This is a genomic window from Streptomyces chilikensis, assembly GCF_001642695.1.
In the GTDB taxonomy this organism is placed as follows: Bacteria; Actinomycetota; Actinomycetes; order Streptomycetales; family Streptomycetaceae; genus Streptomyces; species Streptomyces chilikensis.
On the sequence record NZ_LWCC02000005.1, the window covers coordinates 3,052,629 to 3,067,553 of the forward strand.

Genomic DNA, 14,925 nt, shown 5'->3' on the forward strand with positions numbered 1-14,925 from the left:
GGACCGCCGTCGTCCCCCGCGGACGGAGGCCGGGCCGCCCGGCGGGCGCGGAACGCGAGAACCCGCCCCCGGTGGCCTCAGGCGTCACCGGGGGCGGGTTCTCCACCCGCACGGCCCTCGCCCCCCGCCGGTGGCGGGGAGGGGTGCCCGGGGGAGGTCCGGGCCGCACGTCCGCGAGGGCGGCCCGTCCCCTCGCGCGGGCCGCCCTGTCCGGGTCCGGCGCGAGGGGACGGGCCGGACCGTGTCAGCCGGCCTCGACCACCGGCGCGGCGGGGGGCTCCGCCGCCGTGCCGGTCACCGCGTCGCCCGCCGGGGCGACCACCACGTCGACGGACGGCACGACCACCACGTCGACCGGCGGCGCGGCCGCCGGCTCGACCACCGGCTCGGCCAGCGTGCCGCTGCGGGCCGCCTTGGAGTACCAGAGGGCGCTCGCCTTGGGGGTGCGCTTCTGGGTCTCGTAGTCGACGTGGACCATCCCGAACCGCTTCGAGTAGCCGTAGGCCCACTCGAAGTTGTCCAGCAGCGACCACAGGTAGTACCCGCGCACGTCCGCGCCGTCGGCCATCGCCCGGCGCACGGTGGACAGGTGGGAGTGCAGGTAGGAGACCCGCTCCTGGTCCCGCACCTGGCCGTCCTCGTCGACCTGGTCGTCGTAGGCGGCGCCGTTCTCGGTGATGTAGAGCGGCAGGCCGGGAGCCTCGCGGTGGTAGCGCATGAGCAGGTCGTAGAGACCGGTCGCGTCGACGGTCCAGCCCATCGCCGTCTGCTCGCCCGGCGTCTGGTGGAAGATCACGTCCTCGGCACCCGGCCACGGCGAGAAGTCGCCCGTCCCGTGCGCGTCCGACGCGGGGCCGTCCTGCGGCGCCGTGCCGGCGTGGCCGACCAGGGCCGGCGTGTAGTAGTTGAGGCCCAGCGCGTCCAGCGGCTGGTGGATCAGCTTGAGGTCGCCCTCCTCGACGAAGGACCAGTCGGTCACCGAGGCGGTGGCCGGGAACAGCGTCTCCGGGTAGGCGCCGTGCAGCATCGGGCCGTGGAAGATCCCGTTGGCCAGGTCGTCGATCCGCTGGGCGGCGGCCAGGTCGCGCGGGTCGTCGGAGACGGTGCGCACCACGTGGGAGTTGAGCGCCACGGCGACCGTGTTGCGGGCCGGCATCACCGAGCGGAGCGCCGAGGCGCCCAGGCCGTGCGCCAGGTTGAGGGTGTGGGCGGCGCGCAGGGCGAGCTCGCCGTCGGTGCGGCCGGGGGCGTGGACGCCCGAGCTGTAGCCGAGGAAGGCGCTGCACCAGGGCTCGTTGAGGGTGATCCACCGCTCGACCCGGTCGCCCAGGGCCTCGCCGACGATGGCCGCGTACTCGGCGAACCGGTAGGCCGTCTCCCGGGCGGGCCAGCCGCCGGCGTCCTCGAGCTCCTGGGGGAGGTCCCAGTGGTAGAGGGTGACGGCGGGGGCGATGCCCTTGTCCAGCAGCTCGTCGACGAGGCGGCGGTAGAAGTCCAGGCCCTTCTGGACGGCGGGGCCGCGGCCGGTGGGCTGGACGCGCGGCCAGGCCACGGAGAACCGGTAGGTGTTGAGGCCGAGGTCCGCCATGAGGGCGACGTCGTCGCGGTAGCGGTGGTAGTGGTCCACCGCCACGTCACCGTGCTCGCCGTTGTGCGTCTTGCCGGGGGTATGGCTGAACGTGTCCCAGATGGAGGGCGTGCGGCCGTCCTCGCGGACCGCGCCCTCGATCTGGTAGGAGGACGTGGCCGATCCCCAGAGGAAATCGGGGGGGAAGGAGACCGAAGAGGAGTCGGGCATGGAAGCGCTCCCATGAGTGGGTCACGGCCGGGGCCGTGAGCGGAGGGGGGAAGGGGACGGGCACCACCGGGGGCGGGGCCGGCCGCCGTGCGGGAGGGCCGGCCCCACTGCCGGATCAGCCCTTGACGGCGCCCTGCATGATGCCGCCCACGATCTGCTTGCCGAAGATCGTGAAGACGAGCAGCAGCGGCAGCGTGCCGAGCAGCGCGCCGGCCATGATGAGGGCCTGGTCGGGGGTGTAGCCCCGGCCGAGTCCGGCCACCGCCACCTGCACGGTCGGGCTGCCGTGCTGGGTCAGCACCAGGAACGGCCAGAGGAAGTCGTTCCAGGTCTCCACGAACTTGAGCATGGCCAGCACCGCCATCGCGGGCCGGGCCACCGGGAACACGATGTGCCACATGATGCGCCAGGTGCTCGCGCCGTCCACCCGGCCGGCCTCGATCAGCTCGTCGGGCAGCGCCTGGGTCAGGTACTGGCGCATGAAGAACACGCCGAACGCGTTGACCAGGGAGGGCAGCAGCACCGCCTGGAGCTGGTCGGACCAGTCGAGCTTGGCCACCATCATGTAGAGCGGGATCACGCTGAGCTGCGGCGGCACCATCATCGTGCCGATCACGACCAGCAGCAGCGCGTTGCGCCCCTTGAAGCGCAGCTTGGCGAAGGCGAAGCCGGCCATCGCCGACAGGAAGCACGTCACTATCGCCGAGGTGCCCGCCACGAAGGTGGTGTTGAGGAAGGCCTCGCCCAGGTTGGCGTCCTCCCAGGCCACCGCGAGCTTGTCGGAGAGGTTCGCGCCGAACCAGAGGGGCGGCGGCGTCTCGGCCAGCCTGGCGTTGTCACGCGAGGCCGCGACCGCCGTCCAGAACAGCGGGAACAGCGATCCCAGCGTGAACAGCGTGAGGATCACATAGGTCAGCGGCCCGGCGTGGAACTGGCCGCCGGCCCGGGCGGAACGCGGTCCGCGAGTCTTGCGCGCCTTGTCGTCCGGCACCGCTTCGGGCGCCGGCTGCTGCGGCGGGGTCAGGGTCGTCGTCACGGCCGGGTCTCCTTAACTACTGGCGCGCAGCCGGCGCGAGATGACGGAGTTCACGAGCCCGATGAGGATCAGGATCGCGAACATCGACCAGGCGATCGCCGAGGCGCGGCCCAGGTGCTGGTTGATCCAGCCCTGCTCGTACAGGTAGAGGCCCAGGGTCTGGAACTGGTGGGTGCCGCCGCCCGAGGCGCCCTTGCTGGCGTCGAAGAGGAGCGGCTCGCCGAAGATCTGGGTGGCGCCGATGGTGGAGACCACCACGGTGAACAGGATCGTCGGCCGCAGCGAGGGCAGCGTCACGTGGAAGAACTGCCGCCAGCGGGACGCGCCGTCCAGGGCCGCCGACTCGTAGAGGTCGTGGGGGATCGCCTGCATCGCGGCCAGGTAGATCAGCGCGTTGTAGCCGGTCCAGCGCCAGATGACGATGGTGGAGACGGCGAGCTTGGAGGCCCAGCTGTCGTTCTGCCAGTCGATCGCGTCCAGGCCGACGAAACCGAGCGCCCAGTTGATCATGCCGTAGTCACGGCCGAAGAGCAGCACGAAGACCAGGGCCGCCGCGGCCACCGAGGTGGCGTACGGGGCGAGCATGGCGACGCGCCAGAAGGTGGAACCGCGCAGCTTGTAGTTGAGCAGGTGGGCGATGCCCATCGCCATGGCGAGCTGCGGGACCGTCGAGATGACGCCGATGATCAGGGTGTTGCGCGCGGCGTTCCAGAAGAACTCGTCGTCGAAGATGCGGACGTAGTTCTTCAGGCCGGCCCACTCCATGTCGGTGGGCGCGGTCAGCTCCACCGTGTGGAGCGACGCCCAGCCGGTGTAGATCAGGGGGAACAGGCCGAAGGCGATGAACAGGGCGAAGAAGGGGGCGACGAACGCGTAGGGGCTCCAGCGCAGGTCCCGCTGCCAGCGGCGGGACAGCTTGGCCCGGCGTCGCTCTTCCTCCGGGGCGCGGCCGGCCGGCGGCGAACCGGCCGGGGCCGCGCCCCCCTTGACGGGGGACGCGGCGATGGAGTGCCGGGAAGGCATACCGGTCACTTCTCCAGGTTGTTGTCGATGGTCTTGACGGCGTTGGACCAGGCGTCCGCGGCGGACTTGCCCTGGGTGACCAGGATGACGCCGTTGTCGGTCAGACCCTGCTGGATGATCTGGTCCTTCGGGCCGATGACCTGGACCGGGGAGGACTTGGCGGCGTCGGCGAAGATCTGGCCGATCGGCGCGTCACCCGTCATGTCGTTCTTCGCGTTGAGGACCTTGTCGCCCTCGTAGGTGGACGGCGCGCTCGGGAAGGAGCCCTGCACCGCGAAGAGCTTCGCCTGCTGCTCGGGGGCGGTCAGCCAGGCGGCCAGCTTGGCGGCCTCGTCGGTGTTCTTGCCGGCCTTCGGGACGGACAGGAAGGAACCGCCCCAGTTGCCGGACTTCGGCGCCTTGGCGACGTCCCACTTGCCGGCGGCCTCGGGCTTCGACTTGCCCTTGATGTAGCCGAGCATCCACGGCGGGCAGGACATCGCCGCGAACTTGCCGTTGGCGATGGTGGTGTCCCAGGCCGGCTGGAACTGGACCTGCTTGCCGATCAGGCCCTCCTCGGCCGCGTTGGCGGTGAGGTCGAAGGCGTCCTTCACCGCGGGGTTGGTCTTGTAGATGACCTCGCCCTCGGCGTTGTAGAACTTCTCGGTCTCACTGGAGAGGATGGCGTTCAGCAGACCGCCGGGGGAGTCCATGAAGGTGACGTCCTTCGGGGCGCCCTTCTTGAAGTCGCGGCCGACCTCGACGAACTTGGCCCAGTCGCCCTCCCACAGCTTCGCGAGCTCCTCGCGGTCGGTGGGCAGGCCCGCCTTCTCGAAGAGGTCCTTGCGGTAGCAGATCGCCATCGGGCCGACGTCGGTGCCCAGGCCGACGGTCTTGCCGTCCTTGGTGGTGCCCTGCTCCCACTTCCACCCCAGGAAGTCGGACTTCTTGCCGAACTTGGAGAGGTCGACCAGCTTGTCGCCCTGGGTGGCGGTGATCTCGGCGATGTTGCCGACCTCGACGCCCTGGATGTCCTGGAGACCGCTGCCGGTGGTCAGGTGGTTGACGAGCGCCGGGTAGTAGTTCTCGTTGCGCTCGATCACCGTTTCCTTGATGTTGATCTTGGGGTTCAGCTTCATGTACTCGTCGTACAGCCCCGCTTCCTTGAAGCCGAACGTGCCGAACAGGCCAACGGTGATGGTGGTCTTGCCCTTGGCGTCGCCCGAGCCGGTGGACTCCTCGTCCTTGCCGTCGTCGGCGCAGCCGGCCAGCAGCCCGGCGCCGAGCGCCGCGACCGTTGCGAGAACCACTGCCCTGCGGCGGGCGGTTCGAATGGCGCGCATGGTCGTCCCTCCTGATTGCCCTGACGTGCCGACCCCCCGGCCAAAGGCCACTGGACGACCTCTGATTTCCTTGCTGCGGCTCGGGTGGGGAACGCGTGGGTTGGGTTTGGGTCAGGTAGCGTGAGAGCGCGTGGGAGCGCTCCCAGCAGTGATGTGTTGAAGAGTCCCGGGTCCCGGCGGGGGTGTCAAGGGAAGTGACACCGTGATCTCCCCGGGGTTATCAGGGTGTTACCGAATGGGGAGAACCCGGTCAACGGCAGGCGGTATGCGGATACTTGGAAGCTCCGCGCGTAGACCCGACTCCCGCAAGGCATTGTCGTCACATCCGGGCGGACCGGCCGCGCACGACGCGGTGGCCCACCCCGGTGAGGGCGAGCACGACTGTTAGATTCCAGGATCCGGTACGAATTGGAGGCGGCGGATGGCGGTCCACGGACGAGGCCGAGGTGGCGGGCGACCAACCCTCGAGGAGGTCGCGGCCCGGGCGGGCGTCGGCCGCGGCACGGTCTCCCGTGTGATCAACGGCTCGCCAAGCGTCAGCGACGCGACCCGTGCCGCCGTCGAGGCGGCCGTCGCCGAACTCGGCTACGTGCCGAACACGGCGGCCCGCGCGCTGGCCGCCAACCGGACCGACGCGATCGCGCTGGTGGTGCCGGAGCCGGAGACGCGGTTCTTCGCCGAGCCGTACTTCTCCGAGATGCTGCGCGGCGTCGGCACCGCGCTGGCCGACACCGAGATGCAACTGCTGCTGATATTCGCGGGCAACGACCGGGAGCGGCAGCGGCTCGCCCAGTACCTGGCCGCGCACCGCGTGGACGGCGTCCTGCTGGTCTCGGTGCACGCCGACGACCCGCTGCCCGACATGATCGCCGAGCTGGGCATCCCCGCGGTGATCAGCGGTCCCCGCTCCGCCGACGAGCCGCTGGCCTCCGTCGACTCCGACAACCACGGCGGCGGCCGCTCGGCCACCGCCCACCTGATCGGTCAGGGACGCCGCCGGATCGCCCACATCACCGGCCGCCTGGACGTCTACGGCGCCCAGCGCCGCACCGACGGGTACCGGACCGCCCTCGCCGAGGCGGGCATCGAGGAGGACCAAGGGCTGGTGGAGCCCGGCGACTTCAGCGAGGAGGGCGGCCGCCGCGCCATGGCCGCGCTGCTGGAACGCCGGCCCGACCTGGACGCCGTCTTCGCCGCCTCCGACGTCACCGCGGCGGGCGCCCGGCAGGTGCTGCGCGAGGCCGGGCGCAGCATCCCGGACGACGTGGCCCTGGTCGGCTACGACGACTCGGCGATCGCCCGCCACATGGACCCGCCGCTCACCAGCGTGCGGCAGCCGATCACCGAGATGGGCCGGGTGATGACCGACCTCCTGCTGGAGCAGACGGCCGTCCGCGAACCGCGCCGGCGGGTGCCCGCCGGGGTCCGCCGCCCGCAGACCGTGCTGCCCACGCAGCTGGTGCGGCGCCAGTCGTCCTGAGGACGGTGCCCGGGACGGGGCCGCCGCCGGGATTCCCCCCGGCCGGGCGGCCGTTCCGGGCGCCGGGCGCCCCGGTGTGCGGGGCGGGCGCCCGGCCGGTACGGAAAAGACCCCCGGGACGGTGTCTCCACCGACCCGGGGGTCTTCGCACAGGGTGAGTGACGGGACTTGAACCCGCGACATCCTGGACCACAACCAGGTGCTCTGCCAGCTGAGCTACACCCACCATGACCGGAGGTTCGGAACCTTCTGGTTTCTCTCCGACCGGCCGAGAAAAAGTGTACAGGGTCTGAAGGGGTGCTCGCGCCGCCCTTTTTCCCGGCGCCCCGGAAGGGGCGCCGGACGGGTGATCAGTCGCCGGAGACCACGTGCTTGGCGGCGATGGTGCGGGCGGTGGCGGAGTCCGGTCCCGGCTGGGGGACGAAGACGGCCTCGCGGTAGTAGCGCAGCTCGGCGATCGACTCGCGGATGTCGGCCAGGGCCCGGTGGTTGCCGGCCTTCTCCGGGGCGTTGAAGTACGCCTGGGGGTACCAGCGGCGCGCCAGCTCCTTCACCGAGGAGACGTCGACGATCCGGTAGTGCATGTAGGACTCCAGCGTCGGCATGTCCCGCAGCAGGAAGCCGCGGTCGGTGCTGATGGAGTTCCCGCACAGCGGGGCCCTGCCGGGGTCCTTCACGTGTGCACGGATGTAGGAGAGGACCCGCTCCTCGGCGTCGGCCAGGGTGGTCCCGCCGGCCAGCTCGTCCAGCAGGCCGGACGCGGTGTGCATCTGACGCACCACCTCCGGCATCGTCTCCAGCGCCGAGTCCGGCGGACGGATGACGATGTCCACCCCCTCGCCGAGTACGTTCAGCTCGGAGTCGGTGACGAGGGCGGCCACCTCGATGAGAGCGTCGTCGGACAGCGAGAGGCCGGTCATCTCGCAGTCGATCCACACCATGCGATCGTTCATACGTCCACCCTACGGGGCGGGAAGGTGACCGTACGCGCCGCGTTCGGCTTGCCGGCGGGCCGGGCCGGCGGTGCGCCGGGGACCGCCGGCACGCCGGAGGGGGCGTGCGCGAGCACGCCCCCTCCGCGTCGCCCCGGACGGCCCGGGGCCGGCTCAGCGCCGGCCGGGCAGCGTCGGCCGCGCCACGGCCTCGCCGTTCTCCGCCGGCCGCCGGGACTGGGCGGGCACGGCGGACGCGGTCACCGCCACCGGTTCCCCCGACGGCAGGGTGACGGAGCCCTGTCCCTGCGCCACGGCCGTGGCGGCGCCGTTCTCCGCGGGCGCGCTCTTCTCGCCCTGCGGGCGCCGGGCCCGGTACGCCGCCCGGTAGGCCGCCGGGGAGGCCCCGAGCTGCCGCCGGAAGTGCCCGCGCAGGGCCACCGGCGAACGGAAGCCGCAGCGCCCGGCGACCTCGTCGACCGAGTAGTCCGAGGTCTCCAGCAGCCGCTGCGCCTGGAGCACCCGCTGGGTGATCAGCCACTGCAGCGGGGCGCTGCCGGTCAGTGAACGGAACCGGCGGTCGAAGGTGCGCCGGGACATGTACGCGCGCGCCGCCAGCTGCTCGACGTCGAACTGCTCGTGCAGGTGCTCCAGCGCCCAGGCGACGACCTCGGCCAGCGGGTCGGCGCCGATCTCCTCGGGTAAAGACCTGTCGAGGTAGCGCTCCCGCTCCGCCCCGCCTCCCGCTCCGCCCGCGTGTCCGGTGCCGCCGCCCCTGCGGGGCGGCACGACCAGACGGCGGGCCAGCGCGTTGGCCGCCTCGTTCCCGTGGTCCGAGCGGACGATGTGCAGGCACAGGTCGATGCCCGCGCCGGTGCCGGCCGAGGTCAGCACGTCGCCGTCGTCGACGAAGAGCTCCCGCGGGTCGACGTGGACCGACGGATAGCGCTTGGCCAGCGTGGGCGCGTACATCCAGTGCGTGGTGGCCGGCCGGCCGTCCAGCAGTCCGGCGGCGGCCAGCACGAACGCGCCGGTGCACAGACCGACGATGCGGGCGCCCTCCTCGTGGGCCCGGCGCAGCACGTCGAGCGCCTGCTCGGGCGGTGGCGAGGTGATCGAGCGCCACGCGGGCACCACGACGGTGCCCGCCCGGCCGATCGCGTCCAGCCCGTGCGGCGCGGAGAGCTCCAGGCCCCCTGTGGTCCGCAGCGGTCCCTCCTCACCGGCGCACACCAGCAGCCGGTAGCGCGGCACGCCGGCGTCCTGCCGGTCGATCCCGAACACCGAGAGCGGGATGGAACTCTCGAAGATCGGTCCGCCGCTGAACAGCAGTACCGCGACGATCTCCTTGCGGCGCCGGCCGGACAGCTTCCGGACGGCGGCTTCCGACACGGCGGTGGAGTCGTGGCTCATCCTGCTAAGCCCCCCTCGGTGGTCGCGGCGCCTCTCACTGGGCGGGTCTCTCGCTCCAGCACGTTTCCCCTCGGTCCTGAACGAATCCCCCGCCGGACGACAGTCAAGATCGAATCTACTGTGTCCGGCGGTGACGGGAAGCCCAGTTGGACAAGCGCCGGAATGTCGACATGGCAACTTGGCGTAAAGCATTCGATCACGAAGGGTCGCGGCGCGGGAGGGGGCGGGGAAGCGCGCCGCGCGCGGGTGGCCAATCCCCATAGGGTGCCCGCGGGGACCCGAACCTCTTTTGCCCTGGTGGAACGACGGTTGGGGGGACGTTTCGCCGGGGGTGGGCCCGGGTCCCGAAGTTGGCTGAAAGTGTACGGGGGCTGGAGCGGAAACCGGTCAGTCGCAGGGGGGTGCGGAGACGGCGGCCGGATGTGCCTCCGTGCGCCCCGCGTGCCCCGCGGTGAGCGGGGCGCCTGTGATCCGTGGGGCGCGTGTGCCGCCGCGGCCTGCTCCGCCGTGGCCCGGAACCGCCATCGGACGGGGTGGCGCCGGAGGGGGCGCGGGCCGGGTCACCCCGCTCCCACCTGCGGGTGGCCGCCCGCCCGGCCTGCGGCACGGGCGGGCGCCGCGGGCACCGGGCCCCGGCGCGGCAGGGCTGCCCGCGGAGGGGGCGGGAGGGCGAAGCGGCGGGCCGGCCGGCCCGCGAGGGGCCGTGCGAGGGCCGGGAGCGTAACCGCCTGTACGGGGCAGGCAACGTTGCGCGGGGGGTGGTGCCTCGTGCATGCTCCGGGGAATCCCGGTGGGCCTCCGCGGAACGGGCGTCCGGGTGAAGTCATGCCTCCGGCAACTGCCGGTACCCGCCCGGACCTGCGGTACTCCTCCCGGACTCCGCAGAAAAAGGCCCGGGAACGCTTGCCGCCGTACCCTGGAGGGTATGGGGACGGGAAGATGAATCCCGGACACAGCTCCGCCGCTCACGTCGCCCCGAAGAGGATCACAACGCCGAGACAGTCATGGCCGGTCACGAATACACCGATCCCGCGGACCGCAAGCGGCCGGTCGCCGAACCGACGGCGGCCGATCCCCTGGCGGCGGACGAGGTGCGCCCCAGCCCCTGCGACCCCGCCTTCAAGCACGGGGTGGTCGTCGGCTTCGACGGTTCCACGTCCAGTGAGCGCGCCCTCGCCTACGCCGTGGGCATGGCGACCCGGTCCCGTTCCGGGCTGATCATCGTCCACGTCGCCAACCGCCTGCCGACCACCGTCTGGGCCGGCTGCGAGCCGCCCGTCTTCGTGGACGTGCCGGACCACCGGACCGAGGTGCTGGGACTGGAGCTCGCCTGCGCCGACTTCCTGGCCGAGGTGCCCTGGATCCTGGTGGAGCGCGGCGGGGACATCTGCCACGAACTGGAGGAGGTCGGCCGGGAGTACGAGGCCGACGCCATCGTGGTGGGCTCGACGCACGGCCTGCTCAGCCGCGTCTTCGGCTCGGTTGCGGGCCGCCTGGCCAAGCGCGCGCAGCGCCCCGTGGTCGTCATCCCCTGAGCGCCCGGCGCGCCGCCTCCCCGGACGTCGTCCGGCCGCGCCCGGCACCGGGCTCGACGCCACGCCCGGCACCGGGCGGAGCCGTGTACACCGGAGCCCAAACTACCGGCGCGTACGGCGTGTTCGGCGTTCTCGCGAGGGAATGAACCCGGCACGGAAACCGGCTGCCGGCCGCCGTGGGGTGACGGCCACCGCAAACGGCAGCCAGGGCCGGGGGATTCGGGCGGCTCCGGCCCGGCCAAGGGGAACGGTCCCTGCGCGCGGTGGCGCGCAGGGACCGTTCTCGCGTCCCGCGTCCGGGGGCGCGCCGGAGCCGCGGCGGCTCCGGGACGTCGGCTACTCGACGGTGACCGACTTCGCCAGGTTGCGCGGCTTGTCGATGTCCCGGCCCAGCGCCAGCGCCGTGTGGTAGGCGAGCAGCTGCAGCGGGATGCCCATCAGGATCGGGTCCAGCTCGTCCTCGTTCTTCGGGACGACGACGGTCCGGTCGGCCTTCTCCTGCTCCTGGTGCGCGACCGCGAGGATCTTGCCGCTGCGGGCCTTGATCTCCTCCAGGGCGGCGCGGTTCTTCTCCAGCAGGTCGTCGTCCGGCACGATCGCGACGGTCGGCAGGGCCGGCTCGATCAGGGCCAGCGGGCCGTGCTTCAGCTCCGAGGCCGGGTAGGCCTCGGCGTGGATGTACGAGACCTCCTTCAGCTTCAGCGAGGCCTCACGGGCGACCGGGTAGCCCCGGACGCGGCCGATGAAGAGCATCGAGCGGGCGTCGGCGAACTCCTGCGCCAGCTCCTTGATCTCGTCCTCGGCCTTGAGGATCTCGTTGATCTGCTCCGGCAGGCGGCGCAGACCGGCGATGATCCGCTTGCCGTCGGCGACGGACAGGTCACGGGTGCGGCCCAGGTGCAGGGCGAGCAGCGCGAAGGCGACCGTGGTGTTGGTGAAGCACTTGGTGGAGACCACGCAGACCTCGGGGCCGGCGTGGACGTAGATGCCGCCGTCCGACTCGCGGGCGATGGCGGAGCCCACCACGTTGACCACGCCGAGGACGCGGGCGCCCTTGCGCTTGAGCTCCTGGACCGCGGCCAGCACGTCGTAGGTCTCGCCGGACTGGGAGACGGCGATGTACAGCGTGTCGGGGTCCACGACCGCGTTGCGGTAGCGGAACTCGGAGGCCGGCTCGGCGTCCGCGGGGATGCGGGCCAGCTCCTCGATCATCTGGGCGCCGATCATGCCGGCGTGGTACGAGGTGCCGCAGCCGAGGATCTTCACGCGGCGGATCTGGCGCGCCTCGCGGGCGTCCAGGTTGAGGCCGCCCAGGTGCACGGTGGAGAACCGGTCGTCGATGCGGCCGCGCAGCACGCGGTCCACGGCGTCGGCCTGCTCGTGGATCTCCTTGTGCATGTAGGTGTCGTGGCCGCCCATGTCGTAGGAGGCGGCCTCCCACTCGACGGTGGTCGGCTCGGCGGAGGTGCTGGTGCCCTCGGTGGTGTAGGTGCGGAAGTCCTCCGCCGTGAGGGTGGCCATCTCGCCGTCGTCGAGGGTGACGATCTGGCGGGTGTGGGTGACCAGCGCGGCGATGTCCGAGGCGACGAACATCTCCTTCTCGCCTATGCCGAGGACGACCGGCGAGCCGTTGCGGGCGACGACGATCCGGTCCGGGAAGTCGGCGTGCAGCACGGCGATGCCGTAGGTGCCCTCGATCAGGCGGACCGCCTGGCGGACCTTGTCCTCCAGGGTGGCGGCCGAGGAGCGGGCGATGAGGTGGGTGAGGACCTCGGTGTCGGTCTCCGAGAGGAACTCGACGCCCTCGGCCTCCAGCTTGCGGCGCAGGTCCGAGGCGTTGTCGATGATGCCGTTGTGGACGACGGCGACCTTCTCGTCGGCGGACAGGTGCGGGTGCGCGTTCTCGTCGGACGGCGCGCCGTGGGTCGCCCAGCGGGTGTGGGCGATGCCGGCCGTGCCCTTGAAGCGGGCCGGCACCTTCGCCTCGAGCTCGCGGACGCGGCCCTTGGCCTTGACCATCTTCAGCCCGCCCTTGGGGGCCGTGACGGCGATGCCCGCCGAGTCGTAGCCGCGGTACTCGAGGCGCGCCAGGCCCTCGAGGAGCAGCGGGGCGATGTCACGCTTGCCGATGTAGCCGACAATTCCGCACATGTGGTTGGTTTCCTCAGCCATAGACGATGCGGCGGAGCTGCCGGAGCGAGAGCTCGGGCGGCGCCACCGCGCGGTACTGGAGGTCCGCCGCGATCCTCGTGAAGATCTCCGCGTTCACCAGGCCCTGGGCCTGGAGTTCGCGGTGGCGGCGACGGACGTACGCCTCGGTCGTCTCGTCGAAGTAGGCGAGAACGTCCTGGATCACCCGGACGGCCTCGCCCCGGGTCAGCGAGGAGGACCGCGTCAAATGATCGACGAGTTCGTCGTGCATGGCTGATCCTCCGATACGGCGAACGGCTTCCGCAACAATCCTGCCCGATATCGGGCAGGATCCAGCTCTTGGGGTGTGCGACGACACAGGGCGGCGCGCGGGGGATTGTCGCGCCCCGCGAAGGGGGAGGGGTGGTCCAGACCTTCTTTCCGGCCCGGCGCGTCCGCACGCCGCATCCGCACGCCGCGTCCGTACGCCACGTCCGCACGCGAGGAACGAGTCCGAGGGGGAACGACCATGGCGGGACGACGGCACACGGCCTTACGGCTGACGGCCTCGCTGCTGCTCCTGACGGTGGCGACGGGCGGGACCGACGGGGCGGCGCCCGCGTCCGGCACCGGCACCGGCACCGGAGGCGCGGACGCGCCGACCGGGGGGTTCGGCGCGCTGGTGCCGGCGCCGGTGTCGGCGGAACCGGGCGGCGCCCCCTACCGGATCACGCCCGGCACCCGGATCCTCGTCCACGACACGCCGGAGGCGCGCGGGGTCGGCGAGTACCTGGCCGGACTGCTGCGGCCCTCCACCGGCTACCGCCTCCCGGTCACCGCCCGCGACGGGGGCGCGGAGGAGGACGGCTCGGGCGGCATCCGGCTGCGGCTCGCGGACGGGCCCTGGGGCGAGGAGGGTTACCGCCTCACCAGCGGCCCCTCGGGGGTGACCGTGACCGCGGAGCGGCCCGCCGGGCTGTTCCACGGCGTGCAGACCCTGCGCCAGCTCCTCCCCGCCGAGGTGGAGTCCGGCCGGGTCCGGCCCGGCCCGTGGCAGGTGCCCGGCGGCGTGGTCGAGGACCGCCCGCGCTACGCCTACCGCGGCGCGCACCTGGACGTGGCCCGGCACTTCTTCACCGTCGACCAGGTCAAGCGGTACGTCGACCAGCTCGCCCTGTACAAGATCAACACCCTGCACCTGCACCTGACCGACGACCAGGGATGGCGGCTGGCGATCGACTCCTGGCCGCGGCTGGCCGCCGTCGGCGGCGCCACCGAGGCCGGCGGCACGCCCGGCGGGTACTACACGAAGGACCAGTACCGGGAGATCGTCGCGTACGCCGCCTCCCGCCACCTGGAGGTCGTCCCGGAGATCGACATGCCGGGCCACACCAACGCGGCGCTCACCTCCTACGCGGAGCTGAACCGCGACGGCGTCGCGCCGCCGCCGTACACCGGGATCGAGGTGGGCTTCTCCTCGCTGTGCGCGGACAAGGAGGTCACCTACGACTTCGTCGAGGACGTGATCCGGGAGGTCGCCGCGCTCACCCCCGGCCGGTACCTCCACATCGGGGGCGACGAGGCCCACTCCACCCCGGACGACGACTACGCCGCCTTCATGGCGAGGGTCCGGCCGGTCGTCGCCGAGCACGGCAAGACGGTGATCGGCTGGCACCAGACGACCGCCGTCCGGCCGGCGCCGGGGGAGCTCGCCCAGTACTGGGGCCACGACGCCACCGATGCGGCCGAGCGGGCCCGGGTGGCGGAGGCGGCCCGCGCCGGGACCGGGATCGTCCTCTCCCCGGCCGACCGGGCGTACCTCGACATGAAGTACACCGCCGACACCCCGCTGGGACTGGACTGGGCCGGGACGGTGGAGGTCCGGCGGTCCTACGACTGGGACCCGGCCACCTACCTGGCGGCCTCGGGAGTGCCGGAGGACGCGGTGCGGGGCGTGGAGGCGCCGCTCTGGACGGAGACGCTGACCGACTCGCGGGAGCTGGAGTTCATGGCGTTCCCCCGGCTGCCGGGCATCGCCGAGCTGGGCTGGTCGCCGGCGTCCGCCCACGACTGGGAGGACTACCGGGAGCGGCTCGCCGCGCAGGCGCCGCGGTGGGACGTGATGGGGATGGAGTACTACCGGTCCCCGCAGGTGCCGTGGCCCTCCGGCTGACACCGGACGACCGGGCCGGCCGGCCCCGGCAGCCGGGCGGCCCCGGGCGGTCGGGCGATCTCGGGCAGGTGGGCGGCCCCGGG

Annotated in this window: 11 protein-coding genes and 1 tRNA gene; 3 read left to right on the plus strand and 9 right to left on the minus strand. The window is 72.3% G+C overall.

Annotation, left to right across the window (positions count from 1 at the left end):
• Positions 1 to 244 precede the first annotated feature (244 nt).
• The 4 genes from A2U95_RS13685 to A2U95_RS13700 form a co-directional block, all read right to left on the minus strand.
• Positions 245 to 1,798, minus strand: coding sequence for a GH1 family beta-glucosidase (locus A2U95_RS13685; RefSeq protein WP_166022379.1), 1,554 nt, complete (start codon positions 1,796 to 1,798; stop codon positions 245 to 247).
• Positions 1,799 to 1,913: 115 nt separating this feature from the next.
• Positions 1,914 to 2,834 (minus strand): carbohydrate ABC transporter permease, encoded by a 921-nt coding sequence (locus tag A2U95_RS13690; RefSeq protein WP_166022380.1) that lies wholly within the window; start codon positions 2,832 to 2,834, stop codon positions 1,914 to 1,916.
• A gap of 12 nt (positions 2,835 to 2,846) precedes the next feature.
• A complete protein-coding gene (locus tag A2U95_RS13695) occupies positions 2,847 to 3,857 on the minus strand; it encodes a carbohydrate ABC transporter permease (protein WP_166025184.1) in 1,011 nt (336 codons plus the stop codon).
• 5 nt (positions 3,858 to 3,862) lie between these two features.
• The gene (locus A2U95_RS13700) at positions 3,863 to 5,179 is read right to left on the minus strand and encodes an ABC transporter substrate-binding protein (RefSeq protein WP_166022381.1); all 1,317 of its coding nucleotides are present in this window, start codon (positions 5,177 to 5,179) and stop codon (positions 3,863 to 3,865) included.
• Positions 5,180 to 5,600: 421 nt separating this feature from the next.
• On the opposite strand from A2U95_RS13700, the gene A2U95_RS13705 reads away from it, so the two are divergent.
• Positions 5,601 to 6,659 (plus strand): LacI family DNA-binding transcriptional regulator, encoded by a 1,059-nt coding sequence (locus A2U95_RS13705; RefSeq protein WP_166022382.1) that lies wholly within the window; start codon positions 5,601 to 5,603, stop codon positions 6,657 to 6,659.
• 153 nt (positions 6,660 to 6,812) lie between these two features.
• Here A2U95_RS13705 and A2U95_RS13710 read toward each other — a convergent pair.
• The 3 genes from A2U95_RS13710 to A2U95_RS13720 all read right to left on the minus strand — a co-directional run bounded on the left by A2U95_RS13710 (position 6,813) and on the right by A2U95_RS13720 (position 9,004).
• Positions 6,813 to 6,885: transfer RNA gene (locus A2U95_RS13710), tRNA-His, on the minus strand.
• Positions 6,886 to 7,009: 124 nt separating this feature from the next.
• The gene (gene orn / locus A2U95_RS13715) at positions 7,010 to 7,612 is read right to left on the minus strand and encodes an oligoribonuclease (protein WP_166022383.1); all 603 of its coding nucleotides are present in this window, start codon (positions 7,610 to 7,612) and stop codon (positions 7,010 to 7,012) included.
• 153 nt (positions 7,613 to 7,765) lie between these two features.
• Positions 7,766 to 9,004: a GlxA family transcriptional regulator gene (locus tag A2U95_RS13720; RefSeq protein WP_166022384.1), complete on the minus strand. Its 1,239-nt coding sequence runs from the start codon at positions 9,002 to 9,004 to the stop codon at positions 7,766 to 7,768.
• A gap of 1,004 nt (positions 9,005 to 10,008) precedes the next feature.
• Here A2U95_RS13720 and A2U95_RS13725 point away from each other — a divergent pair.
• On the plus strand, positions 10,009 to 10,539 hold the full coding sequence (locus tag A2U95_RS13725; protein ID WP_166022385.1) for a universal stress protein: 531 nt from the start codon (positions 10,009 to 10,011) through the stop codon (positions 10,537 to 10,539).
• Between the two features lie 336 nt (positions 10,540 to 10,875).
• Here the strand turns inward: A2U95_RS13725 and glmS are convergent, their stop codons facing one another.
• Together glmS and A2U95_RS13735 are read right to left on the minus strand one after the other, a co-directional pair.
• Entirely contained in the window at positions 10,876 to 12,690 is a 1,815-nt protein-coding gene (gene glmS, locus A2U95_RS13730) for a glutamine--fructose-6-phosphate transaminase (isomerizing) (RefSeq protein WP_166022386.1), read from the minus strand.
• 13 nt (positions 12,691 to 12,703) lie between these two features.
• Positions 12,704 to 12,961 (minus strand): hypothetical protein, encoded by a 258-nt coding sequence (locus A2U95_RS13735; RefSeq protein ID WP_166022387.1) that lies wholly within the window; start codon positions 12,959 to 12,961, stop codon positions 12,704 to 12,706.
• Between the two features lie 237 nt (positions 12,962 to 13,198).
• Here A2U95_RS13735 and A2U95_RS13740 point away from each other — a divergent pair, with 237 nt between their 5' ends.
• Positions 13,199 to 14,842 carry a beta-N-acetylhexosaminidase gene (locus tag A2U95_RS13740; protein WP_166022388.1) on the plus strand — a complete coding sequence of 548 codons (1,644 nt, stop codon included), beginning with the start codon at positions 13,199 to 13,201 and terminating at the stop codon, positions 14,840 to 14,842.
• Positions 14,843 to 14,925 lie beyond the last annotated feature (83 nt).

Bases quoted from the DNA above. Each gene is read 5' to 3' on its own strand.
- A2U95_RS13695 (WP_166025184.1), bottom strand. From the start codon at position 3,857: ATGCCTTCCCGGCACTCCATCGCCGCGTCCCCCGTCAAGGGGGGCGCG.
- A2U95_RS13720 (WP_166022384.1), bottom strand. From the start codon at position 9,004: ATGAGCCACGACTCCACCGCCGTGTCGGAAGCCGCCGTCCGGAAGCTG.
- A2U95_RS13705 (WP_166022382.1), top strand. From the start codon at position 5,601: ATGGCGGTCCACGGACGAGGCCGAGGTGGCGGGCGACCAACCCTCGAG.
- A2U95_RS13700 (WP_166022381.1), bottom strand. From the start codon at position 5,179: ATGCGCGCCATTCGAACCGCCCGCCGCAGGGCAGTGGTTCTCGCAACG.
- orn (WP_166022383.1), bottom strand. From the start codon at position 7,612: ATGAACGATCGCATGGTGTGGATCGACTGCGAGATGACCGGCCTCTCG.
- A2U95_RS13735 (WP_166022387.1), bottom strand. From the start codon at position 12,961: ATGCACGACGAACTCGTCGATCATTTGACGCGGTCCTCCTCGCTGACC.
- A2U95_RS13685 (WP_166022379.1), bottom strand. From the start codon at position 1,798: ATGCCCGACTCCTCTTCGGTCTCCTTCCCCCCCGATTTCCTCTGGGGA.
- A2U95_RS13740 (WP_166022388.1), top strand. From the start codon at position 13,199: ATGGCGGGACGACGGCACACGGCCTTACGGCTGACGGCCTCGCTGCTG.
- glmS (WP_166022386.1), bottom strand. From the start codon at position 12,690: ATGTGCGGAATTGTCGGCTACATCGGCAAGCGTGACATCGCCCCGCTG.
- A2U95_RS13725 (WP_166022385.1), top strand. From the start codon at position 10,009: ATGGCCGGTCACGAATACACCGATCCCGCGGACCGCAAGCGGCCGGTC.